Genomic DNA, 24,753 nt, shown 5'->3' on the forward strand with positions numbered 1-24,753 from the left:
TCAGCCCATCGGGTCACTGCTGGACGCGACGGCATCGGCGACCGCGCTGGACTCCGGCTTGGGGTAGAACGGCGGCGTCAGCGATCCCCATCGCACACAACTCCACCGCCCATCCGTGATCGGCGAGAGCACCACCGACTCCGCATTACCCAGATGGTTGTCCAGCGCAAAGTTGGCGTCCACTCCCGCCAGCACCGCCGCGGCCAGCCGGATCACCGCGCCGTGGCTGACCACCACGATGTCGTCGGTCCAGTCTTGGTCGTCGAGATAGCGCAGCCGCAGCTCGGTGAGAACCGGCAGATAGCGGTCCAGCACCTCGTTGCCGGTCTCGCCGCCGGGTAGCGGCACATCCAGCTCACCGTGATGCCAACGCTCGTAAATGGCGTTGAACTCAGCGACCGCGTCGTCGTCGTTGCGGTTTTCCAGGTTTCCCACCTGCACCTCGTGAATGTCGTCAAACTCCTCGGCCGTCACGCCGAGGTGCCCTCCGATCACTGCGGCCGTCTCCGACGCCCTGAGCGCCACCGAATGCGCGAGCATTGCCGGCCGCCCAAACCCCTGCGCGAACGCCAGTGCCTGCTCGCGGCCCAACGGTGTCAATGGTGTGCCCGGGGGGCGGGTGTCCAACTTGCGGGCGACATTGCCATAGGACTGGCCGTGCCGCAGCAGCACCAGGCGCCCGCTCATCGCCCGGTCCCCTCGTCGGCGCCCTGGTCGGATTTGCCCGCCCGCAACTGCGCCAGCCAGTTCGACGCCTCCTCGGCCGACGGCGGCTGGGCGCCGGCGGCTCGTCCCGTCGGCCAGGACCCCAGGTACCGGACGTCGGCGCAGCGACGGTGCAGCGCCATGAGCGCCTCGGCAACCAAGCCGTCGTCGATATGCCCGACGCAATCCACGAAAAACAGATACGTGCCGAGTTCGGTTCTGGTGGGCCGGGATTCGATGCGGGTCAGGTCGATACCGCGGATCGCGAATTCGGCCAGCGCCGCCAATAACGCACCCGGCACGTTGTCGATGCGCAACACGACCGACGTTCGATCGACTCCGGTGCGCGCCGGCGGCGGCCCCGGCAGGCCCACCAAGACGAACCGGGTGCAGGCGTTGGATTCGTCGACCACATTGTCCGCCAGCGCGTCCAGCTGATAATGGGTGGCCGCCAGCGGCGAGGTGACCGCCGCGTCGACCTGGCCCTCAGCCACCTGCCGCGCCGCATCGGCGTTGGAAGTGGCCGGCCGGAGCTCAGCACCCGGCAGGTGAGCTGCCAGCCATTGCCGCACCTGAGCCGCCGCCACCGGAAACGCCGCCAGCGTGCGCACCTCCGCCGCGCCGCGCCCGGGAGCGACGACGATGCTGAACGCCACGTCCAGCGTCGTCTCGGCGAACACCTGCAGGGGCGACCCAATGGCCAAGCTGTCCAAGGTAGGCATCACCGACCCGTCGATGGAGTTCTCGATCGGCACGCAGGCGTAATCGGCGCGGCCGTCCCGAACAGCGTCCAGTGCGGCCGGTGTGCTCTCAATCGGCAACGGCCGCATCGTATCCGGCCCGGCCGCGGGAACCATGCCCGCGGCGGTCATCTGCAGCAGGGCCGCCTCCGTGAAGGTCCCCTTCGGACCGAGGTAAGCGATGCGGGGCACACGACAACACTAACGGCGCCACGACGGCAAAGCCTTGCGGTTCGCCGGCGCGCTAAGTTAACTTAGCCTTACCTAATATTGAGGAGGTCATGGTGTCGCCGCTCCCCGCCCCCACGCCGACGACGGCAGAACGCATTCGCAGCGCCTGCGCACGTGGCGGGGGCGCGCTGCTGGCCGTCGAAGCCGCAGAGCCCAAGCCCACACCCCTGTGCCACCTGCTCAATGACGGGTCCTTCGCCGTGGCGATGCCGATTGGTCGCGTCGCGCCATCCGGAACGCAGGCGATGCTCGAGCTGACCGATTACGCTCCGCTGCCGATGCGCGAGCCGGTCCGTTCGCTGGTGTGGGTCCGGGGAGGTCTGCAACAAGTTGCTCTGGACGCGGTGCCCGAGCTACTGGACCTGATCGCCAGCGAGAATCCCCATCCGGCGTTGTTGCAGATGCAGACACCGCGAAGCGCGCCGGCCTGCCCGGATGACATCCGTTACGCGCTGCTGCGCCTGGAAATCGAGTCGGTGGTGGTCACCGACGCCACCGGCGCCGAGGCCGTCAGTACCGCCGACTTGCTCGCCGCCCGCCCCGACCCGTTCTGCGAGGTCGAATCGACGTTGCTCTGGCACCTGACCACGGCCCACGAGGACGTTGTCGCCAGACTGGTGTCGAAAGTGCCGGCACCGCTGCGCCGGGGGCAGGTCCGGCCCCTGGGTCTTGACCGCTATGGCGTGCGGTTTCGCGTCGAGAGCAGCGACGGCGACCACGACATCCGACTGCCGTTCCACAAGCCGGTTGACGACATGACCGGACTGAGCCAGGCCATTCGGGTGCTGATGGGATGCCCGTTCCTGAACGGGCTACGGGCCCGTCGATAGCCCGCGAGTTCGACTGCGTGCACCCATCGCGGCTGAGCACGTAGGTTATCCCGGTGACCGGTGACCGATCACCGCAATTCTGGCGGTCTGACGGCGCGCGCGGGCAGCCCGGCTCGGAGCCGTCGCCGGTCATCCGCCGAAACAGCGGCTCCCGGCGACCGGCTGAGCAGACCCCGCCGCCGCCCCCGGTTTACGCCCGACCGCCTGCCGCCCCTGCCAAGCGCCGCAATCGCCGCTGGGGGCGCACGCTGGCGCGGGCGCTGCTGATCGTTGCGGTGCTGGCATTCCTGGGCATCATCGGTACGGCCGGGTGGCTGGAGACGTCGCTGCACCGCGAGTCGGTGTTGGCCGATTACGCCGATCGGCCGGCCGGCGGCCGCGGCACGAACTGGCTGATCGTGGGTTCGGACAGCCGGCAGGGCCTCACCGCCGAGCAGCAGAACGAGCTGGCCACCGGCGGCGACGTCGGCAACAGTCGTACCGACACCATCCTGTTGGTGCACATTCCGGGGCTGGGCTCCGACACCCCGCCGACGATGGTGTCGATACCCCGCGATTCCTATGTGCCCATCCCCGGTCGCGGCAAAGACAAGATCAACTCTGCATTCGCCATGGGCGGCGCGGCCCTGCTGACACAGACGCTGGAACAGGCCACCGGGCTGCGCATCGATCACTATGCCGAAATCGGATTCGGCGGGTTCCCCGCGCTGGTGGACGCGCTGGGCGGGGTGACCGTGTGCCCGAACGAACCGATGAACGATCCGTTGGCCGGGATCAATCTGCCGGCCGGCTGCCAGACGCTGAACGGCCGCAACGCGTTGGGTTATGTCAGGAGCCGAGCCACCGCACGGGCGGATCTGGACCGGATGGTCAACCAGCGGCAATTCATGTCCGCGCTCTTGCATCGCGCCGCCAGCCCCGCAGTGTGGCTGAATCCCTGGCGCTGGTATTCGGTGCCGCGCGCAATCGCGGGTGCGCTCACGCTCGACCGCGGCGACCACGTGTGGGATGTGGCCCGCCTCGGCTGGGCGCTGCACGGAACCACCACCGCGCTGACCGTGCCGATCGGTGAGTTCACCGAAAACGGCGTCGGCGCGGTGGTGGTGTGGAACCACGACGCGGCACGCAAGCTGTTCGCCGCCCTTGGCAGCGATGCGCCGGTGCCCCGCAGCCGGTCCGACGAGCAACCGTAATGCATTTTTGGCGGTGGGCAATTTATGCGTCTCAATGTAGCCTTACTTTACTTAGGCAAGACTGTCCGAATTAATGGAACTAACGCGGCTTAGGCAAAGCTTTCCTGAGTAAGCAATACCTTCGTTGCGACCCGCTTTCACCTGCAGTAGCCTCTCCTTCATGAGCGATTACGACGGCCCAAAGACGAAATTCTTCGCATTACTTCAGGAACAAATTCACAATGAATTCACCGCGGCCCAGCAATATGTGGCGATCGCCGTTTATTTCGACAGTTCCGATCTGCCGCAATTGGCCAAGCATTTCTACAGCCAAGCAATCGAGGAACGCAATCACGCGATGATGCTGGTGCAGCATCTGATCGACCGCGGTGTCCGGGTGGAGATCCCGGGCGCCGACGCCGTGCGCAACCAATTCGACCGGGCTCGCGACGCCCTGTGTCTGGCGCTCGACCAGGAGCGTGCGGTCACCGAGCAGATGAGCCGGCTGGCGGCGGTGGCCCGCGACGAGGGCGACTACCTCGGCGAGCAGTTCATGCAGTGGTTCCTGCAGGAGCAGGTCGAAGAGGTGGCGTTGATGAGTACCCTGCTGCGGGTCGCCGATCGCGCCGGAGCCAACCTGTTCGATTTAGAGAACTTCGTCGCGCGGGAGGTCGGCGCAGCCCCTAACGCGATAGCCGCGCCGCGCGCCGCCGGAGGCCGACTGTCGGCTTAATCCGCTTCTACGGGGTCGCACGCCCGTCCTCCAACCAGGCTTTGGTACGACCGGGATAGTTAGTGGCGATCCACGCCACGCCGATGTCCCGGCAAAAGTCGATGTCGTCGTACTCGTCGACGTTCCAGCAGTACACCGACCGGCCCTGAGCCAGCGCCCGATCGACCAGCTGCGGGTATTCCCGCAGGGCCGGCAACCAGGGACCGACGGCCGTGGCGCCGACGGCCGTCGCCGCACTGCTGGCCAGGTAGCGGGCTGTCTTGCCGAGCAGCACCGTCGGCAGCAGTGGTGCCGCGCGCCGGATCCGCCAGACGGCGGCCGCCGAGAACGACATCACCACCGCCCGGGATCGGTCCGCGGAGGCGGGCGCGGCGATGCCGAAGCGATGCAGTAGGGCCAGCAGCTTGGTTTCCACCAACGAGCCGTATCGGACCGGGTGCTTGGTCTCGATAAAGATCTTCACCGGCCGGCGCCAGTCCAGCACCAGCGCGACCAGGGCGTCGAGCGTCAGCAAGCTGGTATCGCCGTGGGCGCCGTCCGGGCGCCAGCTGCCGTGCCATTCGCCGTATCCGAGCTCGCGCATCTCGGCCAGTGTCTTGGTGCTGACGATCCCGTCACCGGTCGACGTTCGGTCGAGCCGGCGGTCATGCACGCAAACCAGATGCCCGTCGCGGGTCAGCCGCACGTCGCATTCGACACCGTCAGCGCCCTCTTTGAGGGCGAGGTCGTAGGCCGCCAGCGTGTGTTCGGGCAAGGCCGCCGAAGCTCCGCGGTGGGCGACCACAAAGGGGTGCCCGGTGAGCACCTCGTCGGCCCACGTCATACGCCTATGCTGCCGGTTCTTGCCCGTCCGACTCAACCGGAGCGGCAGATCCGCCCGTCGCCCGGGCGGGGCCGTCGGGGCCCACCACCACCCAGCGATGCACCGGTCGTTCGATCGGCTTTCGTTCAAAGCCTTCGAAAACCCGCGCGACAGCGGCCACGCCGACGGCCGCAAACAGGTAAGCGAACACCATCCACGCCGTGTTGTTGGCGATACCTTGCGCGTCCCTGGCCAGGCTGGTGAAGATCGCGCAGAAGGAGACGACATTGCCGACAAGCCACACCACCCACCACTGGACGATGGGTCGTTGCAGCCGCTGATAATGGTTCTCGACCAGCGCCAGCTCGATCACGTACACCGGCGCCCAGAACAGGTTGACCAGCGGGATCAGGCATCCGGCCCGCAGCGCCCGGACCGAGCGTTGGTCCGGCAGGCCGTGGTGGTTGAAGGCGGCAGCGCGCCGCGCGATCAGCCAGTTGGTCAACATCAGGGCACACACAATTGCCGTCACGATCGCTACCACGCTGGCCAGAATGCCGAGCCAGTCCACGGCCAACGCCACCAACGAGTTCAGCAGCATGCTCCGATTGACGATCAGCACCACATACCGCACCACGTACACCAGCGCGACGATGCCCAGCACCAACACGCCGAGGAACAGCGTGGTGCGCACGGTCGCCGGTGACGGCCCCTGCGCGACGGGTGCTTGCGCCGGTGCCGGTGCCTGCTCGACACGGTCCGCCAGCCCCCAGCGAGGTATCACGGCATAGTGCGGTGTCGGCCCCAGGGGTCGACGACGGCGACGCGGCGGCGGCGGGGCACCGGGCCGCACCGCGATCCAGCGAAAGCCCGGTAGCAATCGCGGCGGCGTGCGCTGCCAAGTCGAAGGCCCGAGTCCGGCGGTGGCGGGCCGGGTGACGGTCGGGGCCGCGGCGGGCTGGCCGGCGCTGGGGCTCCATCGGGGATCGGCTCCCGGAGCGCTCTGCAGCGGCGCCATCAGCGCCCCGCGGCAGCGGGGGCACCACTCGCGACGTTTCTCGCGGACGTTCCATCGAGTGCCGCACTGGGAGCACACCTGGATCACCCGACCAGCGTAGCGTCGGTGACCGGACCGCTCAGCAACCTATGGCTATCCACAGTTTCCACAGGTTTATACACAACGAGCATGGGGGTACTCGGCTCCATTAACACAGCCCCTGCCGGGTAGTCCGGCGCGCTATGTGGATAACCGGGGCTGTTTGACGTGTGCCCATCGACAACCAAACAGGTGTCCGAGCGAATGTACCGTCCCACTGGCGAGCGCCGAGACGTTCGGCATCGAGTGCCGTCGGGCTCGGCCGGTATGAGCGGCAAAACCGCAGCTGAGAGCGCTGTTTCGGAACAATTTTCGCCAGGCCATTACAACGCGTTATGATCGCGGTCACTAAAGTCAGTTGTGACTCACCTCACTGGCGTGAGGCGGGGTGGATGTCCAGGTGAAAGGCGTCTGATGGCCATGCATCCGTTTGGTCGGGGAACGACGGCTTCGTCGAACCCGTATTCGGGGTCACCCGCGTGGAGCCACACCTACGGCGTCGCCGCGTTGCGCGCCGGCCTGATCGCCCTGGCCTTGCTGGCCATTCTGCTCATCATCGTTCTCTAGCGAGTTGATGCGGTTCGCGGCGTTTTCGAAACCGCCTCCTACCGGTCGTCCTTGCGGCGCGGCCGGTGATGGAGCAGGGTTGGTTACGTTAGGCCGCCCCCAGGGCGGAACCTTGGCCTAAGTCGCTTCAGCCGAGCACCAACGATCAAAGGAAGGAATGCCGTGGCCGTATACACGTTGCCGGACCTGGATTGGGATTACGGAGCGTTGGAACCGCACATCTCCGGTCAGATCAACGAGCTTCACCACGATAAGCACCACGCCACCTACGTCAAGGGCGCGAACGACGCCGTCGAGAAACTCGAAGAGGCGCGCGCCAAAGAGGACCATTCGGCGATTCTGCTGAACGAAAAGAATCTGGCTTTCAACCTTGCCGGCCACGTGAATCACACCATCTGGTGGAAGAACCTGTCTCCCGACGGTGGTGACAAACCGACTGGCGAACTCGCCGCGGCCATCGACGACGCGTTCGGATCATTCGACAAGTTTCGTGCGCAGTTCCACGCGGCCGCTACCACCGTGCAGGGGTCGGGCTGGGCGGCGCTCGGCTGGGACACCCTGAGCAAAAAACTGCTGATATTCCAGGTCTACGACCACCAGACCAATTTCCCGCTCGGGATCATTCCGCTGCTGCTGCTGGACATGTGGGAGCATGCCTTCTACCTGCAGTACAAGAACGTCAAGGTCGACTTCGCCAAAGCGTTCTGGAATGTCGTCAACTGGGCCGATGTGCAGTCGCGCTACGCCGCGGCAACCTCGAAAACTCAGGGATTGATATTCGGCTGAGTCGTCCGGTTTGGCCGAGGGCGTCGCGCAGTCCGCGCGGCGCTCTCGCCATTTCGGCGTCGGTTATTTCGGCGTTTGTGACCACCGGCACCCGGTAGCCGTGTCGGCTTGCGAAGTGCCAAAACCCCGCGCATGCTTAATTATTCGACATATTTTGGGCTAGGTTATTCGAGCTACCGGCGTGGTTACTCCGGATGGAGGCGTTGCGGAGGGCGAGATGGATGCTGGATCAAGCCGGCCTATAGGGGTTGCTCCCTTTCATTCTCGTGGTGCCCTGAAGGGGTTCGTGATCTCCGGACGTTGGCCCGATTCGACCAAAGAGTGGGCTCAGCTATTGATGGTCGCGGTCCGCGTCGCATCGCTGCCCGGGTTGCTCTCCACCACAACCGTGTTCGGTGCCCGCGAGGAGTTGCCGGACGAGCCGCAACCGGACACCGTCGGCCTGGTCCTGGCCGAAGGTACCGTATTCGGCGAATCCGCCATTCCGCCGGGATATTTCGCTGATCATCAGCCTCCGGCGCTGCTGATGCTGCATCCGCCGTCGGAAACCACGCCGTCGCTGCCGGAATGCACAGGGGCGGCTTCCGGCTGTGTCCTGCTGCCCGGATTGCCTTATCTGGGCTTGGAGCACCGGGCGGCTTGGGTGGAGGCCGAAGCCGACGGCACCATCACCTCGATGGTCAGCCGCGTCGGTGTCGACCCGATCAGTCATCCCGATACCGCGATTCTTGCCATGCTGCTGGCCGCATAACTCGCCGGCCGTCACAGGCACCGCGCAAACTCGGCAGAGGTGCACGCATCGCACCTGCGCGCGTTGGAGCGTCACCCCAGTTGGGTTGGCTCGTTGCTCCGCCGTCCGCCCCAACGGCCGGTTGTCTGCTTTACATGCCTCCAATGCTTCTCAGAGGTACCTCAAATGTGACCATTGGTCGTCGCTCGTCAGCGGGCCTCTCGAACGGCCTGACCATTGTCGGACAGCAAATGAATCGCTGCGCGCGACGTCGGCATCCGCTGGTTGCCCAGCGTCACGCATATCGCCTCGACGCCCCGGGTTACGACGATTCCTGCGGGCCGACAAAGCTGCCGAGATCCGTGCGTCGCCGAGCGGAATTCTTCGGATAACCTGTGAATTTGGTTCGGATTATGGACACCGCGCCGTGTTGCGTGAATGCTCTGCAGGGGCGGTGTCGCACACTGCTCCCGACGGCAGAACCAAATCCGGTTGGGTTTGCACTTGGATTGGGGATGCCACAGTCGCTACCATGATCAGCAAATACCTATTGATAACCACTTCCTCTTCGGCCCGGTGGAGGTCATATCGATGAGCACGACGTTCGCTGCCCGCCTGAACCGCCTATTCGAAACCGTGTATCCACCCGGACGCGGGCCGCACACCTCCGCAGAGGTCATCGCGGCGCTCAAGGCTGAGGGCGTCACGATGTCGGCTCCATACCTCTCGCAGCTACGTTCCGGCAACCGCACCAACCCCTCGACGGCGACGATGAACGCCCTCGCCAATTTCTTCCGGATCAAGCCCGCGTACTTCACCGACGACGAGTACTACGAAAAGCTCGACAAGGAATTGTCGTGGTTGGCGACGATGCGGGACGAGAACGTGCGCCGCATCGCGATGAAGGCCGCCGAGCTCTCTCCGCAGGCCCAGCAAGACCTCGCCGAGCGGGTGGAAGAGCTGCGCCGCAAGGAGAGCTTGAACGCCTGAGGACGCTCCCTGACAGCCTGACGGGCCGATCCTGACCTGACGGGCCCTGCCCAGCCTGCTGCGTTTAGGGTTGGCACAGCGATCGCGTACCCGCACCGCGATAGTCCACGAGATACCGGGAGGCGTCCGGGAATGGGCCTGTTCCGCAAGCGAAAGAGCCGTGCGACCCGGCGCGCCGAAGCCCGCGCGATCAAGGCCCGCGCCAAGCTCGAGGCGAAGCTGGCTGCCAAGAACGAGAGACGTCGCATCAAGGCCGAACGGCGTGCCGAAGAAAAGGCTCTGCGGGCGCAGATCAGGGCGTTGCAGGAGAGCGACAAGGCAGCACTGAAGGTCGCAGAGGCCCAACTCAAGACCGCACGCGAAGGCAAGTTGCTCTCACCGACCCGGATCCGGCGGGTGCTGACGGTGTCTCGGCTGCTCGCGCCGATCCTCGCCCCGGTGATCTATCGCGCCGCCATGGCCGCCCGGGCGCTGATCGACCAGCGTCGCGCGAACCAACTCGGGATTCCGTTGGCTCAGATCGGCCAGTTCTCCGGACACGGCGCACGGCTGTCGGCCCGCATCGCCGGGTCGGAACAATCGTTGCGGCTGGTGCAGGAGAAAAAGCCCAACGACGCCGAGACCAAGCAGTTCGCGGCTGCGATCAGCGAACGGCTCACCGACCTGTCGGCGGCCATCACCGCCGCCGAGCACATGCCGGCCGCGCGGCGCCGAGCCGCCCACTCCGCAATCGCAAGGCAACTCGACGGCATCGAAGCCGACCTGATGGCCCGGCTCGGGCTGGGCTGAACATGTCGGGGGCGGGCATGAGCCGCGTCCGAGCCCTCGTGCGGCTCGCGCTGATCCTGGCGACCATGTCCTTGGTGGCCATAACGACCGCGCACGTCGCGTCCGCCCACGCCGCGCGGGTGTCCAGTGAGCCCGCCGACGGCGCGGTGCTCACGGTCGGCCCGGAGCGGGTGAGCGCGACGTTCAACCAACCGTTGCAAACCACCTTCGCCGCGATGACGGTCGTCGGACCTGACTCCAACGTGTGGTCGTCCGGTGAAGCCACCGTGCAGGGGCCGGTCGTCAGCGTCAACGTGCGGCCGCTCGGACCGGCCGGCAGCTACACGGTGAACTATCGGGTGACCTCCGCCGACGGGCACCCGGTGTCCGGGTCGTGGGGATTTCGGCTGGCGGTGGCCGGCTCCGGTGCGCCGGGGCCGACGGCTGCCCCGGCCGGCACCGGGGCCGACGTGCCGATCTGGCCGTTTGTCGCCATAACGGTGGCAGCCGTCGGCGCCGCGGCGCTATGGGAGGTGCGGCGCAGGCGCTGAGCGGCCCCGGGACGGGCGAACACCTGCTCCTGGCATGATGGGACCCGATGAATCCGGTGCGCAGTACGAAGATGTGAGAAAGCTGTAAAGGAGCGGCCGCATGGCAGACCCGCAGGATCAACCCAACTCGGAACCTGAAGGCGAATCGACGCCCCCAGCCAGCAAGCCGCCCGCGAAACCCGCCAAGAAAGCCCCCGCGAAGAAGGCGCCCGCCAAGAAAGCGCCCGCCAAGAAAGCGCCGGCGAAAAAGATGCCGGCCAAGAAAGCGCCCGCCAAAGCAGCAGACCCGACGCCGAAACCGGCCGAGCCACCGATGCCACCCGAGCCTCCGCTCAACCCGCAGCAACGCATCGAGACCAACGGAGACCTGACCGCCGCTGCGAAAGATGCTGCGGCACAGGCGAAGTCAACTGTAGAAGACGCCAAGCCGGTCAGCAGCGCACCCGCTGTGCCGTCCTCTGGCAGTTCTCCGCTTCCGGTGGTGGTGGCCTTGGCATTGAGCCTGCTCGCCATCCTGCTGATCCGGCAGCTGCGGCGCCACTGACCCCAGTGAAGGTGTCCTTCCGGCCTACCGCCGACCTTGTCGACGATATCGGGCCCGAGGTGCGCAGCTGCGACGTGCAGTTCCGGCAGTTCGGCGGACGCACCGAATTCGCCGGCCCGATCAGCACCGTGCGCTGCTTCCAGGACAATGCGTTGCTGAAATCCGTGCTCTCCCAGCCTGGTACGGGCCGGGTGCTGGTGATCGACGGAGCCGGCTCCCTGCACACCGCGCTCGTCGGAGACGTCATCGCCGAATTGGCCCGCGCCAACGGGTGGTCCGGCCTGATAGTTCACGGCGCGGTGCGGGACGCTGCCGCACTCGGCAAGATCGACATCGGCATCAAGGCGCTGGGCACCAATCCGCGGAAGAGCACCAAGACCGGCGCCGGACAGCGTGATGTCGAAATCAGCTTGGGCGGAGTGACATTCGTGCCGGGCGATGTCGCCTACAGCGACGACGACGGCATCGTCGTTGTCGCAGGCGATCAGCTTTGACCTGCTAAGCGCCGTCGAACGTGTTCTGAGGGCGAGGATTTGGCGGTTTTATCGCCCTGATTGCACGCTCGGTGGACGACGAGCGGGAAGGTCAGGCGGCGAGCCTGGCCCGCTTCTTGGCGAATCGCAAGCCCTCGTCGTCGACCTTGCCGCGCCGGATCAGCCAGATGTCGCGCAGATAGTTCTGATTCAACCGCCACGGGGTCCGCGAACCCTGCTTGGGCAGCTCGTCGAGTGAGCGCAGCACATAGCCCGGGGTGAACTCCATGAATGGTCGCTCATCGACGTCGGAGCCGGGATGCTCGACCTCGACGGTGTCAAAGCCGTTGGCGTCCATGTAATTCAGCAGGCGGCAGACGAACTCCGACACCAGGTCGGCTTTGAGCGTCCACGACGCATTGGTGTAGCCGACCGTGTAGGCCATGTTGGGCAGACCCGACAGCATCATGCCCTTGTACGCCATCGTCTTGGTGAGGTCGACCGGCTGTCCGTCGACGGTGACCGTTGCCCCGCCGAAGAGCTGCAAGTTCAATCCGGTTGCGGTGATGATGATGTCGGCCGCAAGTTCACGGCCGGAGTTGAGCCGGATGCCGGTGGGAGTGAACCGCTCGATGGTGTCGGTGACCACGTCGACCTGGTCGTGCCGGATGGCGCGGAATAGGTCGCCGTTGGGCACCAGGCACAGCCGCTGGTCCCACGGGTTGTAGTTCGGGCCAAAGTGCTTCTCGACGTCGTAGCCCTCCGGCAGTTGACGCTGCGCGAATCCCAGCAGTATGTTTCGCATCCGCTGCGGCCACTTGCGGCACGCCTGATATAGCGCGACCTGCCGCACGACGTTCTTCCAGCGGGTCGCGAAGTAAGCGACGTTCTCAGGCAGCCAGCGGTTGAGCCGTTCGGCGATCTTGTCTCGTTCAGGTTGCGACACGATGTACGTCGGCGAGCGCTGCAGCATGGTGACGCGCTTGGCGCCCGAATTCGCCAGTGCCGGAACGAGAGTGACGGCGGTGGCGCCGCTGCCGATCACGACGATGTTCTTGTCGGCGTAGTCGAGGTCTTCCGGCCACAGCTGCGGGTGGATGATCGGGCCGGTGAAATCCTCCTCGCCGGGGAACTTCGGGGCATAGCCCTGCTCGTAGTTGTAGTAGCCGCTGCAGAGAAACAGGAACGAGCAAGACAGCGTGGTTTTCGTGCCGTTGCTCTCGATGTGCAGGGTCCAGCGGTTGTCCGCGGTGGACCAGTCGGCGCCGATGACCTTCTGGTTGAGCCGGATGTGCTTGTCGATGCCGTACATCTCCGCGGTGCTTTTGACGTACTCGAGGATCGGCTTGCCGTCGGCAATGGCTTGGCGCTCGGTCCATGGGCGGAAGCGGAACCCGAGCGTGTACATGTCGGAGTCGGACCGGATGCCCGGGTAGCGGAACAGATCCCAGGTGCCGCCCATCGCTGCCCGCTTTTCCAGGATGGCGTAGCTCTTGGTCGGGCAGCGGTCCTGCAGGTGCCAGGCCGCGCTCACTCCGGAGATACCGGCTCCCACGATGACGACGTCAAGGTGCTCAGTCATGAACGGCACGTTATCAACGGCCTGTCGAATGCGTCAACGGGGTGTCGAAATTCTCGACACGGGGTAAGCTGCCCGTCGTGACCGTGTCGACCGCCGCTGGTGCCAGCCAGACCTCTCGGGGTCGGCGCACCGCACGCCCGTCCGGCGACGACCGCGAACTGGCTATTCTCGCCACCGCCGAAAGGCTGCTCGAGGACCGGACGCTGACCGACATCTCCGTCGATGACCTCGCCAAAGGCGCCGGCATCTCACGCCCGACGTTCTACTTCTATTTCCCGTCGAAGGAAGCGGTGCTGCTGACGCTGCTGGACCGGGTGGTCAACGAGGCTGACTCCGCGTTGCAAGCCCTTGCCGAGAACAGCGCCGGGGATCGCGACAACATGTGGCGCACCGGCATCAACGTGTTCTTCGAGACGTTCGGATCGCACAAGGCGGTGACCCGAGCCAGCATGGCCGCCCGGGACACCAGCGCTGAGCTGCGCGGCCTCTGGTCGGCGTTCATGCAGAAATGGATCGCCTTTTCCGCCGCGGGCATCGAGGCGGAACGCAACCGCGGCGCCGCCCCGACCACCTTGCCCGCCCTGGAACTGGCCACCGCGCTCAACCTGATGAACGAGCGGACGTTGTTCGCATCCTTCGTCGCCGAACAACCTTCCATCCCGGAAGAGCGGGTGCTGGACACATTGGTCCACGTCTGGGTCAGCAGCATCTACGGCAAGGCAGGCTGAGCCGACGCTGTCGGCCGCCCATGCGAACATATGTTCGTGCGGTGTGACGCGTCCATCCTGCACGCGGACCTGGACTCGTTCTACGCGTCCGTCGAACAGCGCGACGACCGGACTTTGCGCGGCCGTCCGGTGATCGTCGGCGGCGGGGTGGTGCTGGCGGCCAGTTACGAGGCCAAGGCCTACGGCGTGCGTACCGCAATGGGCGGGGCGCAGGCCCGACGCCTCTGCCCGGACGCCGTCGTGGTGCCGCCGCGGATGAGCGCCTACTCGCAGGCCAGCGACGCCGTATTCGAGGTGTTCCGCAACACCACTCCGCTGGTGGAAGCCCTCTCGGTGGACGAGGCGTTCCTCGACGTCGGCGGCCTGCGCCGGGTGTCGGGCACCCCGGTCGAGATCGCGGCACGATTGCGCGCCGACGTGCGCGACCAGGTCGGCCTGCCGATCACCGTGGGGATCGCCCGGACCAAGTTCTTGGCGAAAGTCGCCAGCCAGGAGGCCAAGCCAGACGGCTTGCTGCTGGTGCCGCCCGACCGGGAGCTGGCCTTCCTGCACCCGCTGCCGGTTCGCCGGTTGTGGGGGGTCGGCGCGGTGACGGCTGACAAGCTGCATGCGCACGGCATCACGACCGTCGCTCAGGTTGCCGAGTTGTCCGAGTCGACGCTGGCTGCACTGGTGGGTGGCGCCATGGGCCGACAACTATTCGCGCTGTCCCGCAACATCGACCGCCGCCGGGTGACCCCCGGTGTGCGACGGCGTTCGGTGGGAGCCCAGCGAGCGCTCGGGCGAGCCGGCAACCGAATGTCGCCCGCTGAGCTCGACGCGGTCGTCATCACCCTGATCGACCACATCACCGGCCGCATGCGCGCCGCCGCACGCACCGGGCGGACGGTGACGCTGCGGCTGCGTTTCGACGATTTCAGCCGGGCGACGCGGTCCCGCACCTTGCCGTGGGCGACTTCCTCGACCCAAACCATCCTGGCCGCGGCGCGGCAGCTGGTCGCGTCGGCGGCACCCATTACGGCGGACAAGGGATTGACGCTGGTCGGATTCGCGGTATCCGGCATCGACCGCAGCGGCGCGCAGCAGTTGATGCTGCCATTCGACGGGGAGTCGCATGCGGTGGATGCGGCCGTCGACCAGATTCGTCGGCGCTTCGGGAAGTCCGCGCTCACTCGCGGGGTGCTGGTGGGCCGCGATCCCGGGCTGGAAATGCCCCACCTTCCGGACTGAATTCGGCGTCACACCTGCCACTCAGGTACCGGAGAAGCTGGTCATGTTGCGGTCTTCAATTCGATAGCGCGAGTGATATCAAGTTGCCGACTGGCGTGACTAGCTGCTTGTCCATTGAAGTAGCTGCTCGGCCGGCCAGGTGTTGACGATGCGGTCCACAGGCACATCGGCATCCATCGCCCGCTGTGCGCCGTAGCCGAGGAAATCCAGCTGGCCGGGCGCGTGCGCATCGGTGTCGATGCTGAACACGCAGCCGATGTCACGCGCGAGATTCAGCAGCCGGCTCGGCGGGTCGCGGCGCTCGGGACGGGAGTTGATCTCGACGGCGGTGCCATGGTCTCGGCAGGCGGTGAACACTGCCTCAGCGTCGAACTTTGACTCGGGCCGGATGCCGCGGTTGCCGGAGACCAGTCGGCCCGTGCAATGGCCCAGCACATCGGCATGGGGGTTGGACACCGCGGTGATCATCCGGCGGGTCATCGCGGCCGACTCCATCGACAGCTTCGAGTGGACGCTGGCCACCACGATGTCGAGGCGTTCCAGCAACTCGGGCTCTTGGTCCAGGCTGCCGTCCTCCAGAATGTCGACCTCGATGCCGGTGAGTATGCGCAGCGGCGCGAACTGCTCGCGCAGTCCGTCGATCACGTCGAGCTGCTTGCGCAGCCGCTCCGGCGACAGACCGTTGGCGATGGTCAGGCGCGGCGAGTGGTCGGTCAGCGCGCAGTACTCGTGGCCGAGTGCCGCGGCGGTGGCCATCATCTCGTCGATCGGCGCCGAGCCGTCCGACCAGTTCGAGTGCAGGTGCAGATCGCCGCGCAGTGCGGCCCGTATCTCTCCTCCACCGAGATCCTTTGCGGCAGCGCGCAATTCGACCAACTGGTCGGGCTCGCGGCCGGCCCAGGCCTGTGCGATGACCTTCGCGGTTTTGGGCCCGATGCCCGGAATCGTCTGCCAGCTATTGGCCTGGCCGTGCCGTTCGCGCGCCGCGTCGTCGAGTTGCTCGATGATGTCGGCGGCATTCCGGTACGCCATCACCCGTCGCGGGTCTTGGCGGTCACGGTCCTTGTAGTAGGCGATCTGCCGTAACGCGGTTACCGGGTCCATAGCTGCCCAACGATGAAGCCGGCGAAGATGACTGCGAATCCGCCGATTTCGCCGACGATGAGAAACGCCATCGCGAGTTTCGTTCCGACGGCTGGGTTTTCGAATTGATTCTCGGTGTGGCGCCGAGCGCCGTGCCAAATGTAGGCCGCGACGGCGGCGACGAAAAAGAACACCAGGACCAGCGCCGCGATCAGGTTCACCCATGCCGGCCAGGCGCTGAGCTCCACGAAGACCGCGATCAAGCCCGTCGCGAACGCATACAGCAACGCGGCCCGGTGCGCGATGTCGACATAGACATGCGCCCGGTGGTCCGGACTGACCATGACCTGCCGGTACTTCCATACGCCGAGGGCCAGCGCCAACAAAAAGATCAGCCCGGCGGCCAACAGCGTGATCTTGGTGTCGATACCGAGTGTCATCGTCCCGCCCAGCTTAGTGGCGATCGCGAGCGCGGCGGAGCCGGGCGAAGCGGGTCGCCACCATCGGGACTGTGGCGATCGCGAGCGCGGCGGAGCCGGGCGCTGGGGGCACCCCCGCGAAGCTGGGGGACGGGTCGCCACCATCGGGACTGTGGCGATCGCGAGCGCGGCGGAGCCGGGCGAAGCGGGTCGCCACCATCGGGACTGTGGCGATCGCGAGCGCGGCGGAGCCGGGCGAAGCGGGTCGCCACCATCGGGACTGTGGCGATCGCGAGCGCGGCGGAGCCGGGCGCTGGCGGGTCGCCACCATCGGGAACGGTGCGGTCCAGAAAGCGCGACTAGCGTCGAGGGCATGCGATTCGCGTTCAAAACCTCACCGCAAGAAACCACCTGGGCTGACATGCTGGCCGTTTGGCAGGCCGCCGACGACATCGACGTCTACGACTCGGGATGGACCTTCGACCACTTCTACCCCATCTTCGGCAACAGCAGCGGGCCCTGTCTGGAAGGCTGGACGACGCTGACCGCGCTGGCGCAGGCCACCAAACGGCTAAGGCTCGGGACCTTGGTCACCGGCATCCACTATCGGCATCCGGCGGTGCTGGCCAATATGGCCGCTGCGCTCGACATCATCTCCAACGGGCGACTCGAGCTGGGTATCGGCGCCGGCTGGAACGAGGAGGAGTCCGGGGCCTACGGCATCGAGCTCGGCAGCATGAAGGAGCGTTTCGACCGGTTCGAGGAGGCATGCGAGGTCCTCACCAGCCTGCTCAGCCAGGAGACCACCGACTTCGACGGCAAGTACTACCAGCTCAAGGGAGCCCGCAACGAACCGAAGGGACCGCAGCGTCCACACCCGCCGATTTGCATCGGCGGCAGCGGCGAAAAGCGCACCTTGCGGATAACCGCGCGCTACGCCCAGCACTGGAACTTCGTCGGCGGTCCGCCGGATTTGTTCGCGCGCAAGCGCGACGTGCTGGCAGCGCACTGCGCAGACATCGGGCGCGACCCGAATGAGATCACCTTGTCGGCGCACCTACGCCTGGACCAGAACCGCAACTACCGGCAGGTCATCGAGGATGCGGCCGGGCTGGCCGACGAAGGCCTGCAGCTGGGGATCGTCTACATCGTCCCGCCGCACGACCCCGCCGTCTTAGAGCCACTGGCCGAGGCGATCCGGGAGTCAGGGCTGTGGGGCTAGCTCGCGAGGGTGCGCAGCGCCGAGCCTGTAATTTTGCAGGCCTCTACTCGCACTTATCCTGCAGGATTACAGTTTCGGCGAAGCTAGACGGGGAGGCCGTCACGCGCCGAAGACCACCAGATCCTCAGCTGTTACCAGCCGCTCGCGTTTGGCCGGAAATTCGCGACTCTTGACCGGATGGCGAAACCATGACCAGGCAATTCGCCCCATCCGTGACTGAGGTAATGGCTTGATATGCACAGTTATCACTCCTGCGATCGGGTCGCATGCGCCTTTGTGTGACGCAGCCCACACCGGGCTATTAGACACCCGCGCTCTGGCAAACAGGAGGCGACGCGCCGAGCAATATCAACCTGTTTCTGGTGTGACAGCTGGGACTACTGAAGCGGCGCTGCGGTCGGCTTGATCGGGGCAGGCAGCGCCGTCGCACCCATCAGATGCCGGTCCACAGCCGCCGCGGCGGCCCTGCCCTCAGCTATCGCCCAAACGATCAATGACTGGCCGCGACCCATGTCCCCGGCAACGAAAACACCCGGCACCGACGTCTCGAAATCGGCGTCCCGGGCCACGTTGCCGCGCTCGGTCAGCTGCACCCCGAGGTCGGTCAGCAGGCCGGCCTTCTCCGGACCGACGAATCCCATCGCCAGCAAAACCAGATCCGCCTCGATCTCGAAGTCGGTGCCTTCGACCTTGACGAACTTGCCGTCCTGCATGGCCACCTCGTGCACCTTGAGCGCCGAAACGTGACCGTCCTCTCCGACGAACTCCTCGGTGTTGACCGAGAACAGCCGCTCGCCGCCTTCCTCATGCGCCGCCGATATGCGATACATCAGCGGGTAGGTCGGCCACGGCGTCGACGAGGCACGCGAGTCCGGCGGGCGCGGCATGATCTCGAACTGGTGCACGGCGACCGCACCCTGCCGGTGCACGGTGCCCAGGCAGTCGGCGCCGGTGTCGCCGCCGCCGATGATGACGACCTTCTTGCCTTTGGCCGTGATCGGCGGCTGGCCGTCCTCGTCCCGGTCGGCCTCGTCCAGCTCGCCCAGCGCTTGGCGGTTACCCCACGGCAGGTACTCCATCGCCTGATGGATGCCGTCGAGGTCGCGGCCGGGGATGGGCAGCTCGCGCCAGTCGGTGGCGCCGCCGGCCAGCACGACCGCGTCGAAATCGGCGCGCAGCTGCTCGGCGCTGATGTCGACGCCGACGTTGACCCCGGCCCGGAATTCCGTACCCTCCGCGCGCATCTGGTCCAGCCGCCGGTCTAGAACGCGCTTTTCCATCTTGAATTCCGGTATGCCGTAGCGCAGCAGCCCGCCGATGCGGTCGGCCCGCTCGAAGACGGTGACGCTGTGGCCGGCACGAGTGAGTTGCTGCGCGGCGGCCAACCCCGCCGGACCCGAACCGACTACGGCCACCGTCTTTCCGGTCAGCTTGCTCGGCGGCAGCGGCTTGACCCAGCCTTCCTCGAAGGCCTTGTCGATGATCTCCAGCTCGATCTGCTTGATGGTCACCGGATCCTGGTTGATTCCCAGCACGCACGCGGGCTCGCACGGCGCCGGGCACAGCCGACCGGTGAAGTCGGGGAAATTGTTGGTGGCGTGCAGCCGTTCGATCGCGTCGCGGAACCGGTTCCTGCGCACCAGGTCGTTCCATTCCGGGATCAGGTTGCCCAGCGGACACCCGTTGTGGCAGAACGGAATACCGCAGTCCATGCATCGGGTCGCCTGATGCCGCAACTTCTCGAGGTCGAATTCCTCGTAGACCTCGTTCCAGTCGCGCAGTCGCAGCGGGACAGGCCGGCGCTTCGGCAATTCCCGATGTGTGTATTTCAGGAAGCCGCTCGGATCAGCCATGCGCGGCCGCCATGATCGCCTTGTCGACGTCTACGCCATCGCGTTCGGCTTCCGCGATCGCCTGCAGCACCCGCTTGTAGTCCCGCGGCATCACCTTGACGAAATGCCGCTGCTGTCGGCGCCAGTTGGCCAGGATCCGCTGGCCCACAGCGGAATCGGTGGCGTCGACGTGCGCCTGGATGGTGCCGTGCAGGTACTCCACGTCGTCGTCGTCGAGCGTCTCGAGTTCGACCATCTCGGCGTTGAGGTGCGACGGCAGCTGCCCGTCGGGGTCGTATACATAGGCCACGCCCCCGGACATGCCGGCGGCGAAATTGCGACCGGTACGGCCGAGAATGACGACCTTGCCGCCGGTCATGTATTCGCAACCGTGATCGCCGACACCCTCCACGACGGCATGTGCACCGGAGTTGCGGACCGCGAACCGTTCACCGACCACACCGCGCAGGAAGACCTCGCCGCTGGTGGCACCGAACAGAATCACGTTGCCGCCGATGATGTTGTCTTCGGCGACGTAATCCTGCGGTGCATTGTCCGACGGCCGCACCACAATCCGGCCACCGGACAGCCCCTTGCCGACGTAGTCGTTGGCGTCGCCGTAAATCCGCAGGGTAATCCCCTTGGGCACAAAGGCTCCGAAGCTGTTGCCCGCCGAGCCGTCGAAGGTGATGTCGATGGTCCCGTCCGGCAAGCCTTGGCCGCCATAGGCTTTCGTCACCTCATGCCCGAGCATGGTGCCCACCGTGCGGTTGACGTTGCCGATGGTGGTGGAGAACCGGACCGGTTTCCCGGAATCCAGCGCCTCCCTGCTCATCACGATCAGTTGCTGGTCGAGTGCCTTGTCCAGGCCATGGTCCTGACGCGAGCTGCAGTACAGGTCCTGGTTCATGAATGCCGACTCCGGCTCGTGCAGCACCGGCGTCAGATCCAGCCGGTGTGCCTTCCAATGCGCGCGCGCCAGCGTGGTGTCCAGCGCCCCGGCTTGCCCGACGGCCTCGTTGATGGTGCGGAAACCCAACTGGGCCAGGTATTCCCGCACCTCTTCGGCGATGAACATGAAGAAGTTCTCCACGAACTCCGGCTTGCCGGTGAACCGCTCCCGCAGCACCGGGTTCTGCGTCGCCACGCCGACGGGACAGGTGTCCAGGTGGCAGACCCGCATCATGATGCAGCCCGCCACCACCAAAGGCGCAGTGGCGAAACCGAATTCCTCGGCACCCAGCAGCGTCGCGATCATCACGTCGCGACCCGTCTTGAGCTGACCGTCCACCTGGACCACGATGCGGTCGCGTAACCCGTTGAGCAGCAGGGTCTGTTGCGTCTCGGCCAACCCCAATTCCCATGGCGCACCGGCGTGCTTCATCGATGTCAGCGGGGTTGCGCCGGTGCCGCCGTCATGCCCCGAAATGAGCACCACGTCGGCGTGCGCCTTGGAAACACCGGCCGCGACCGTGCCAACCCCGTTCTCCGACACCAGCTTCACGTGCACCCGCGCGGACGGGTTGGCGTTCTTCAAGTCGTGAATCAGCTGCGCCAGATCCTCGATGGAATAGATGTCGTGGTGCGGCGGCGGCGAGATCAGCCCCACGCCGGGCGTCGAGTGCCGGACCTTTGCGACCCACGGGTACACCTTGTGTCCCGGAAGCTGGCCGCCCTCACCGGGTTTCGCGCCCTGGGCCATCTTGATCTGGATGTCGGTGCAGTTGGTCAGATAGTGCGAGGTGACGCCGAAGCGGGCCGAGGCGACCTGCTTGACCGCGCTGCGCCGCCAGTCGCCGTTGGGATCCTGCTCGAAACGCTTGACGTCCTCGCCACCTTCGCCGCTGTTCGACCGCCCACCCAGCCGGTTCATGGCGATGGCCAGGGTCTCGTGCGCCTCTGCCGAGATGGAGCCGTAGCTCATCGCGCCCGTCGAGAAGCGCTTGACGATTTCGCTGGCAGGCTCGACCTCTTCCAGCGGAACCGGGGGACGCACTCCCGGACGGAATTTCAGCAAACCGCGCAGCGACGCCATCTTTTCGCTCTGGTCGTCGACCAGACGGGTGTACTCCTTGAAGATCTTGTACTGACCCGTGCGGGTGGAATGCTGCAGTTTGAACACCGTCTCCGGGTTGAACAAGTGGTATTCACCCTCACGGCGCCACTGGTATTCCCCGCCCACCTCGAGTTCGCGGTGCGCACGTTCGTCCGGACGGTCCAGGTAGGCCAGCCGGTGCCGGGCCGCGACGTCGGCGGCAATGTCATCGAGGGTAATGCCGCCCGTCGGGCAGACCAGGCCGGTGAAGTACTCGTCGAGCAGCTCCTGAGAGATGCCCACCGCCTGGAACAGCTGCGCGCCGGTGTACGACGCCAGCGTCGAAATGCCCATCTTGGACATCACTTTGAGCACGCCCTTGCCGGCGGCCTTGATGTAGTGGTTGAGCGCCGTCTTGCGGTCGATGCTGTCGATCACCCCGCGATCGAGCATGTCCTCGATGGACTCGAAGGCCAAGTACGGGTTGACGGCCGCGGCCCCGCAGCCGAGCAGCATCGCCATGTGGTGCACCTCGCGGGCGTCACCGGTTTCCACCACCAAGCCCACGTGGGTCCGGGTGCGGTCGCGCACCAGATGGTGGTGCACCCCCGCGACGGCCAGCAGTGACGGTATCGGGGCCATCCGCTCGTCGGAGTCGCGGTCGGACAAGATGATCAGCCGAGCGCCGTCGGCGATAGCGGCGGATGCCTGCGCTCGCACCTCGTCCATCGCGGCGGCCAGCCCGGCCCCGCCTTCGGCGACCGGGTAGAGACACCGAATCACCTTGGACCGCATGCCATGCGGGCGCCCGTTGACTTCGTCGTCGGGGTTGAGGCCGATCAGCTTGGCCAACTCGTAGTTGCGCAGAATCGGTTGTGACAACACGATCTGGTGACATGAGTTCTCGGTCGGAGTGAGCAGATCGCGCTCCCCGCCGGTGGTGCCCTGCAGGCTGGTCACCACCTCCTCCCGGATGGCGTCCAGTGGCGGGTTGGTCACCTGAGCGAACAATTGGTGGAAGTAGTCGTAGAGCATTCGGGGCCGCTGCGAGAGCACCGCGACCGGGGTGTCGGTGCCCATCGAGCCGATCGGCTCGGCGCCGGTGCGCACCATCGGCGCCACCAGCAGGTTGAGCTCCTCGTAGGTGTAGCCGAATGTCAACTGCCGCATGACAAGTCGCTCGTGCGGCATCCGCACGTATTTGCCCGCAGGCAACTTCTCCATCGGAATCAGGTTTTTGTCGAGCCACTCCTGGTAGGGGTGCTCGGCGGCCAGCTGCGCCTTGATCTCCTCGTCGGACACGATGCGGCCCTGGGTGGTGTCCACCAGGAACATTCGGCCGGGCTGCAACCGCATCCGCTTGACCACGGTGGACGGGTCCAGGTCCAGCACGCCGGCCTCGGAGGCCATCACCACCAGGCCGTCCTTGGTGACCCAGATCCGTGACGGCCGAAGGCCGTTGCGGTCGAGCACCGCGCCCACGACGGTGCCGTCGGTGAACGTCATCGACGCCGGGCCGTCCCACGGCTCCATCAACGAGGCGTGGTACTGGTAAAACGCCCGGCGCGCCGGGTCCATCGACTCGTGGCGCTCCCACGCCTCGGGGATCATCATCAACACCGCGTGCGCGAGGCTGCGTCCGCCCAGGTGCAGCAGCTCGAGCACCTCGTCGAAGCGCTGGGTGTCGGAGGCCCCCGGCGTGCAGATCGGAAACAGTTTCTCCACGTCGTCTTCAGAGCCGAAGATGTCGGTCTTGATCAACGCCTCGCGGGCGCGCATCCAGTTCTCGTTGCCGGTGACGGTGTTGATCTCGCCGTTGTGGGCGATGCGCCGGAACGGATGCGCCAGCGGCCAGGACGGGAAGGTGTTGGTGGAGAAGCGCGAGTGCACAATGCCCAGCGCGCTGGTCAGCCGGTCGTCCTGCAGGTCCAGGTAGAACGCCTTGAGCTGCGGGGTGGTCAGCATGCCCTTGTAGACCAGCGTCTGGCCGGACAGGCTCGGGAAATACACGGTCTCGCGGCCCGGACCATCCTGGCCCGGACCCTTGGTGCCCAGTTCGTGCTCGGCCCGCTTGCGGACGACGTAGCAGCGCCGCTCTAGGGCCATGCCGGAGGCGCCCTCGATGAACACCTGCCGGAAAGTCGGCATCGCGTCACGGGACAATGCCCCCAGCGACGAGTCGTCAGTGGGAACGTTGCGCCAGCCCAGCACCCGCAGGCCCTCAGCTTCGGCGATCTTCTCCACGGCGGCGCAGGCGGCCGCGGCGTCCTTGGACGACTGCGGTAAGAACGCGATCCCGGTGGCGTAGCTGCCCGGTTCGGGCAGCTCGAAGTCGACGACATCCCGCAGGAATGCGTCCGGGACCTGGATCAGGATGCCGGCGCCGTCACCACTGCGCGGCTCGGCGCCCTGCGCACCGCGATGTTCCAGGTTGAGCAGGGCGGTGATCGCCTTGTCCACAATGTCGCGGCTGCGCCGGCCGTGCATGTCCACGACCATCGCAACCCCACACGAATCATGTTCGAATGCGGGGTTATATAGCCCGGTAGAACCCGAGCGCTTGGGCGCCATACCCACCTGCCCCTTCACCAGACTTGCTGCGCGACTCTATTAACAGCCATTGGCGGCTCCCGAAGAGGCCTCACCCTAAGATTGCGGGCCAGTCCACTCCGGTCTTGTCGATAGGCTGTCCGTCAAGCGGAGATGCTCCGGTTTGAGGATTCGTCCGTGCAGCGCTGAACGGAGGCCGATAACCGCTCTCGACAAGTCGTAAAACGATATGACAAAACCCGCCTGACATGCCAACTTCCCTAATACTAACCTGCCCGCCCGTTGCGCGTGACCTGCGGCGAAGCGCAGGAGCGACCTCGTCGTGGTGGTCTGTGTCACCGCCCGCCTACTGCC

The 24,753-nt window shown here is 66.0% G+C and carries 23 protein-coding genes; 14 read left to right on the forward strand and 9 right to left on the reverse strand.

Annotated elements, in window-relative coordinates:
• Entirely contained in the window at positions 1-687 is a 687-nt protein-coding gene (locus AC5Y2L_RS23865) for a histidine phosphatase family protein (protein ID WP_499938125.1), read from the reverse strand.
• Positions 684-1,637: a prephenate dehydratase gene (gene pheA / locus AC5Y2L_RS23870; protein ID WP_499938126.1), complete on the reverse strand. Its 954-nt coding sequence runs from the start codon at positions 1,635-1,637 to the stop codon at positions 684-686. Before pheA ends, AC5Y2L_RS23865 begins: the two co-directional genes overlap by 4 nt.
• 89 nt (positions 1,638-1,726) lie before the next feature.
• Here pheA and AC5Y2L_RS23875 point away from each other — a divergent pair, with 89 nt between their 5' ends.
• The 3 genes from AC5Y2L_RS23875 (at position 1,727) to AC5Y2L_RS23885 (ending at position 4,411) form a co-directional block, all read left to right on the forward strand.
• Positions 1,727-2,506, forward strand: coding sequence for a DUF2470 domain-containing protein (locus AC5Y2L_RS23875; protein ID WP_499938128.1), 780 nt, complete (start codon positions 1,727-1,729; stop codon positions 2,504-2,506).
• Positions 2,507-2,559: 53 nt separating this feature from the next.
• Positions 2,560-3,699, forward strand: a complete 1,140-nt coding sequence (locus tag AC5Y2L_RS23880; RefSeq protein WP_499938130.1) for an LCP family protein — start codon at positions 2,560-2,562, stop codon at positions 3,697-3,699.
• A 160-nt stretch (positions 3,700-3,859) separates the two neighbouring features.
• The gene (locus AC5Y2L_RS23885) at positions 3,860-4,411 is read left to right on the forward strand and encodes a ferritin (protein WP_499938132.1); all 552 of its coding nucleotides are present in this window, start codon (positions 3,860-3,862) and stop codon (positions 4,409-4,411) included.
• Between the two features lie 7 nt (positions 4,412-4,418).
• Here the strand turns inward: AC5Y2L_RS23885 and AC5Y2L_RS23890 are convergent, their stop codons facing one another.
• Together AC5Y2L_RS23890 and AC5Y2L_RS23895 are read right to left on the reverse strand one after the other, a co-directional pair.
• The gene (locus AC5Y2L_RS23890) at positions 4,419-5,234 is read right to left on the reverse strand and encodes a glycerophosphodiester phosphodiesterase (protein WP_499938134.1); all 816 of its coding nucleotides are present in this window, start codon (positions 5,232-5,234) and stop codon (positions 4,419-4,421) included.
• Between the two features lie 4 nt (positions 5,235-5,238).
• Entirely contained in the window at positions 5,239-6,318 is a 1,080-nt protein-coding gene (locus AC5Y2L_RS23895; RefSeq protein ID WP_499938136.1) for a DUF4328 domain-containing protein, read from the reverse strand.
• A gap of 405 nt (positions 6,319-6,723) precedes the next feature.
• Here AC5Y2L_RS23895 and AC5Y2L_RS23900 point away from each other — a divergent pair, with 405 nt between their 5' ends.
• The 8 genes from AC5Y2L_RS23900 to rraA all read left to right on the forward strand — a co-directional run bounded on the left by AC5Y2L_RS23900 (position 6,724) and on the right by rraA (position 11,739).
• On the forward strand, positions 6,724-6,876 hold the full coding sequence (locus AC5Y2L_RS23900; protein WP_499938137.1) for a hypothetical protein: 153 nt from the start codon (positions 6,724-6,726) through the stop codon (positions 6,874-6,876).
• Between the two features lie 162 nt (positions 6,877-7,038).
• Positions 7,039-7,662, forward strand: coding sequence for a superoxide dismutase (locus tag AC5Y2L_RS23905; protein WP_499938139.1), 624 nt, complete (start codon positions 7,039-7,041; stop codon positions 7,660-7,662).
• Positions 7,663-7,879: 217 nt separating this feature from the next.
• Positions 7,880-8,413, forward strand: coding sequence for a peptidase (locus AC5Y2L_RS23910; RefSeq protein WP_067232556.1), 534 nt, complete (start codon positions 7,880-7,882; stop codon positions 8,411-8,413).
• A gap of 570 nt (positions 8,414-8,983) precedes the next feature.
• Positions 8,984-9,382 (forward strand): transcriptional regulator, encoded by a 399-nt coding sequence (locus AC5Y2L_RS23915; protein WP_499938141.1) that lies wholly within the window; start codon positions 8,984-8,986, stop codon positions 9,380-9,382.
• Between the two features lie 132 nt (positions 9,383-9,514).
• Positions 9,515-10,171 (forward strand): DUF6474 family protein, encoded by a 657-nt coding sequence (locus tag AC5Y2L_RS23920; RefSeq protein ID WP_499938143.1) that lies wholly within the window; start codon positions 9,515-9,517, stop codon positions 10,169-10,171.
• Between the two features lie 17 nt (positions 10,172-10,188).
• Positions 10,189-10,701, forward strand: a complete 513-nt coding sequence (locus tag AC5Y2L_RS23925) for a copper resistance CopC family protein (RefSeq protein ID WP_499938145.1) — start codon at positions 10,189-10,191, stop codon at positions 10,699-10,701.
• A 100-nt stretch (positions 10,702-10,801) separates the two neighbouring features.
• Positions 10,802-11,245: an Rv3852 family protein gene (locus AC5Y2L_RS23930; protein WP_499938147.1), complete on the forward strand. Its 444-nt coding sequence runs from the start codon at positions 10,802-10,804 to the stop codon at positions 11,243-11,245.
• A gap of 5 nt (positions 11,246-11,250) precedes the next feature.
• Positions 11,251-11,739 carry a ribonuclease E activity regulator RraA gene (gene rraA, locus AC5Y2L_RS23935; protein WP_499938149.1) on the forward strand — a complete coding sequence of 163 codons (489 nt, stop codon included), beginning with the start codon at positions 11,251-11,253 and terminating at the stop codon, positions 11,737-11,739.
• Positions 11,740-11,830: 91 nt separating this feature from the next.
• On the opposite strand, the gene AC5Y2L_RS23940 is transcribed toward rraA, so the two are convergent.
• Complete coding sequence (locus AC5Y2L_RS23940) at positions 11,831-13,300, reverse strand: flavin-containing monooxygenase (RefSeq protein WP_499938150.1); 1,470 nt, start codon at positions 13,298-13,300, stop codon at positions 11,831-11,833.
• Positions 13,301-13,383: 83 nt separating this feature from the next.
• Between AC5Y2L_RS23940 and AC5Y2L_RS23945 the strand changes: the two genes are divergently transcribed.
• Together AC5Y2L_RS23945 and dinB are read left to right on the forward strand one after the other, a co-directional pair.
• Complete coding sequence (locus AC5Y2L_RS23945; protein WP_499938349.1) at positions 13,384-14,028, forward strand: TetR/AcrR family transcriptional regulator; 645 nt, start codon at positions 13,384-13,386, stop codon at positions 14,026-14,028.
• A 30-nt stretch (positions 14,029-14,058) separates the two neighbouring features.
• Positions 14,059-15,258 carry a DNA polymerase IV gene (dinB, locus tag AC5Y2L_RS23950; RefSeq protein WP_499938152.1) on the forward strand — a complete coding sequence of 400 codons (1,200 nt, stop codon included), beginning with the start codon at positions 14,059-14,061 and terminating at the stop codon, positions 15,256-15,258.
• Positions 15,259-15,357: 99 nt separating this feature from the next.
• Here the strand turns inward: dinB and AC5Y2L_RS23955 are convergent, their stop codons facing one another.
• Together AC5Y2L_RS23955 and AC5Y2L_RS23960 are read right to left on the reverse strand one after the other, a co-directional pair.
• A complete protein-coding gene (locus AC5Y2L_RS23955) occupies positions 15,358-16,362 on the reverse strand; it encodes a PHP domain-containing protein (protein WP_499938154.1) in 1,005 nt (334 codons plus the stop codon).
• On the reverse strand, positions 16,350-16,781 hold the full coding sequence (locus AC5Y2L_RS23960) for a hypothetical protein (protein WP_499938155.1): 432 nt from the start codon (positions 16,779-16,781) through the stop codon (positions 16,350-16,352). The genes AC5Y2L_RS23955 and AC5Y2L_RS23960 overlap by 13 nt, the downstream gene beginning before the upstream one ends.
• A gap of 352 nt (positions 16,782-17,133) precedes the next feature.
• Here AC5Y2L_RS23960 and AC5Y2L_RS23965 point away from each other — a divergent pair, with 352 nt between their 5' ends.
• Positions 17,134-17,982: an LLM class F420-dependent oxidoreductase gene (locus tag AC5Y2L_RS23965; protein ID WP_499938157.1), complete on the forward strand. Its 849-nt coding sequence runs from the start codon at positions 17,134-17,136 to the stop codon at positions 17,980-17,982.
• A gap of 377 nt (positions 17,983-18,359) precedes the next feature.
• On the opposite strand, the gene AC5Y2L_RS23970 is transcribed toward AC5Y2L_RS23965, so the two are convergent.
• Positions 18,360-19,835 (reverse strand): glutamate synthase subunit beta, encoded by a 1,476-nt coding sequence (locus AC5Y2L_RS23970; RefSeq protein WP_499938159.1) that lies wholly within the window; start codon positions 19,833-19,835, stop codon positions 18,360-18,362.
• The gene (gene gltB / locus AC5Y2L_RS23975) at positions 19,828-24,420 is read right to left on the reverse strand and encodes a glutamate synthase large subunit (protein WP_499938350.1); all 4,593 of its coding nucleotides are present in this window, start codon (positions 24,418-24,420) and stop codon (positions 19,828-19,830) included. Before gltB ends, AC5Y2L_RS23970 begins: the two co-directional genes overlap by 8 nt.
• Positions 24,421-24,753: the final 333 nt, after the last annotated feature.

The sequence above is a fragment of the Mycobacterium sp. NGS66 genome, assembly GCF_059812225.1.

Bases quoted from the DNA above. Each gene is read 5' to 3' on its own strand.
- AC5Y2L_RS23890 (WP_499938134.1), bottom strand. From the start codon at position 5,234: ATGACGTGGGCCGACGAGGTGCTCACCGGGCACCCCTTTGTGGTCGCC.
- dinB (WP_499938152.1), top strand. From the start codon at position 14,059: ATGTTCGTGCGGTGTGACGCGTCCATCCTGCACGCGGACCTGGACTCG.
- AC5Y2L_RS23925 (WP_499938145.1), top strand. From the start codon at position 10,189: ATGAGCCGCGTCCGAGCCCTCGTGCGGCTCGCGCTGATCCTGGCGACC.
- AC5Y2L_RS23965 (WP_499938157.1), top strand. From the start codon at position 17,134: ATGCGATTCGCGTTCAAAACCTCACCGCAAGAAACCACCTGGGCTGAC.
- AC5Y2L_RS23930 (WP_499938147.1), top strand. From the start codon at position 10,802: ATGGCAGACCCGCAGGATCAACCCAACTCGGAACCTGAAGGCGAATCG.
- AC5Y2L_RS23920 (WP_499938143.1), top strand. From the start codon at position 9,515: ATGGGCCTGTTCCGCAAGCGAAAGAGCCGTGCGACCCGGCGCGCCGAA.
- AC5Y2L_RS23940 (WP_499938150.1), bottom strand. From the start codon at position 13,300: ATGACTGAGCACCTTGACGTCGTCATCGTGGGAGCCGGTATCTCCGGA.
- AC5Y2L_RS23875 (WP_499938128.1), top strand. From the start codon at position 1,727: ATGGTGTCGCCGCTCCCCGCCCCCACGCCGACGACGGCAGAACGCATT.
- AC5Y2L_RS23970 (WP_499938159.1), bottom strand. From the start codon at position 19,835: ATGGCTGATCCGAGCGGCTTCCTGAAATACACACATCGGGAATTGCCG.
- gltB (WP_499938350.1), bottom strand. From the start codon at position 24,420: ATGGCGCCCAAGCGCTCGGGTTCTACCGGGCTATATAACCCCGCATTC.
- AC5Y2L_RS23900 (WP_499938137.1), top strand. From the start codon at position 6,724: ATGGCCATGCATCCGTTTGGTCGGGGAACGACGGCTTCGTCGAACCCG.
- AC5Y2L_RS23955 (WP_499938154.1), bottom strand. From the start codon at position 16,362: ATGGACCCGGTAACCGCGTTACGGCAGATCGCCTACTACAAGGACCGT.
- AC5Y2L_RS23885 (WP_499938132.1), top strand. From the start codon at position 3,860: ATGAGCGATTACGACGGCCCAAAGACGAAATTCTTCGCATTACTTCAG.
- AC5Y2L_RS23865 (WP_499938125.1), bottom strand. From the start codon at position 687: ATGAGCGGGCGCCTGGTGCTGCTGCGGCACGGCCAGTCCTATGGCAAT.
- AC5Y2L_RS23910 (WP_067232556.1), top strand. From the start codon at position 7,880: ATGGATGCTGGATCAAGCCGGCCTATAGGGGTTGCTCCCTTTCATTCT.
- AC5Y2L_RS23960 (WP_499938155.1), bottom strand. From the start codon at position 16,781: ATGACACTCGGTATCGACACCAAGATCACGCTGTTGGCCGCCGGGCTG.
- AC5Y2L_RS23915 (WP_499938141.1), top strand. From the start codon at position 8,984: ATGAGCACGACGTTCGCTGCCCGCCTGAACCGCCTATTCGAAACCGTG.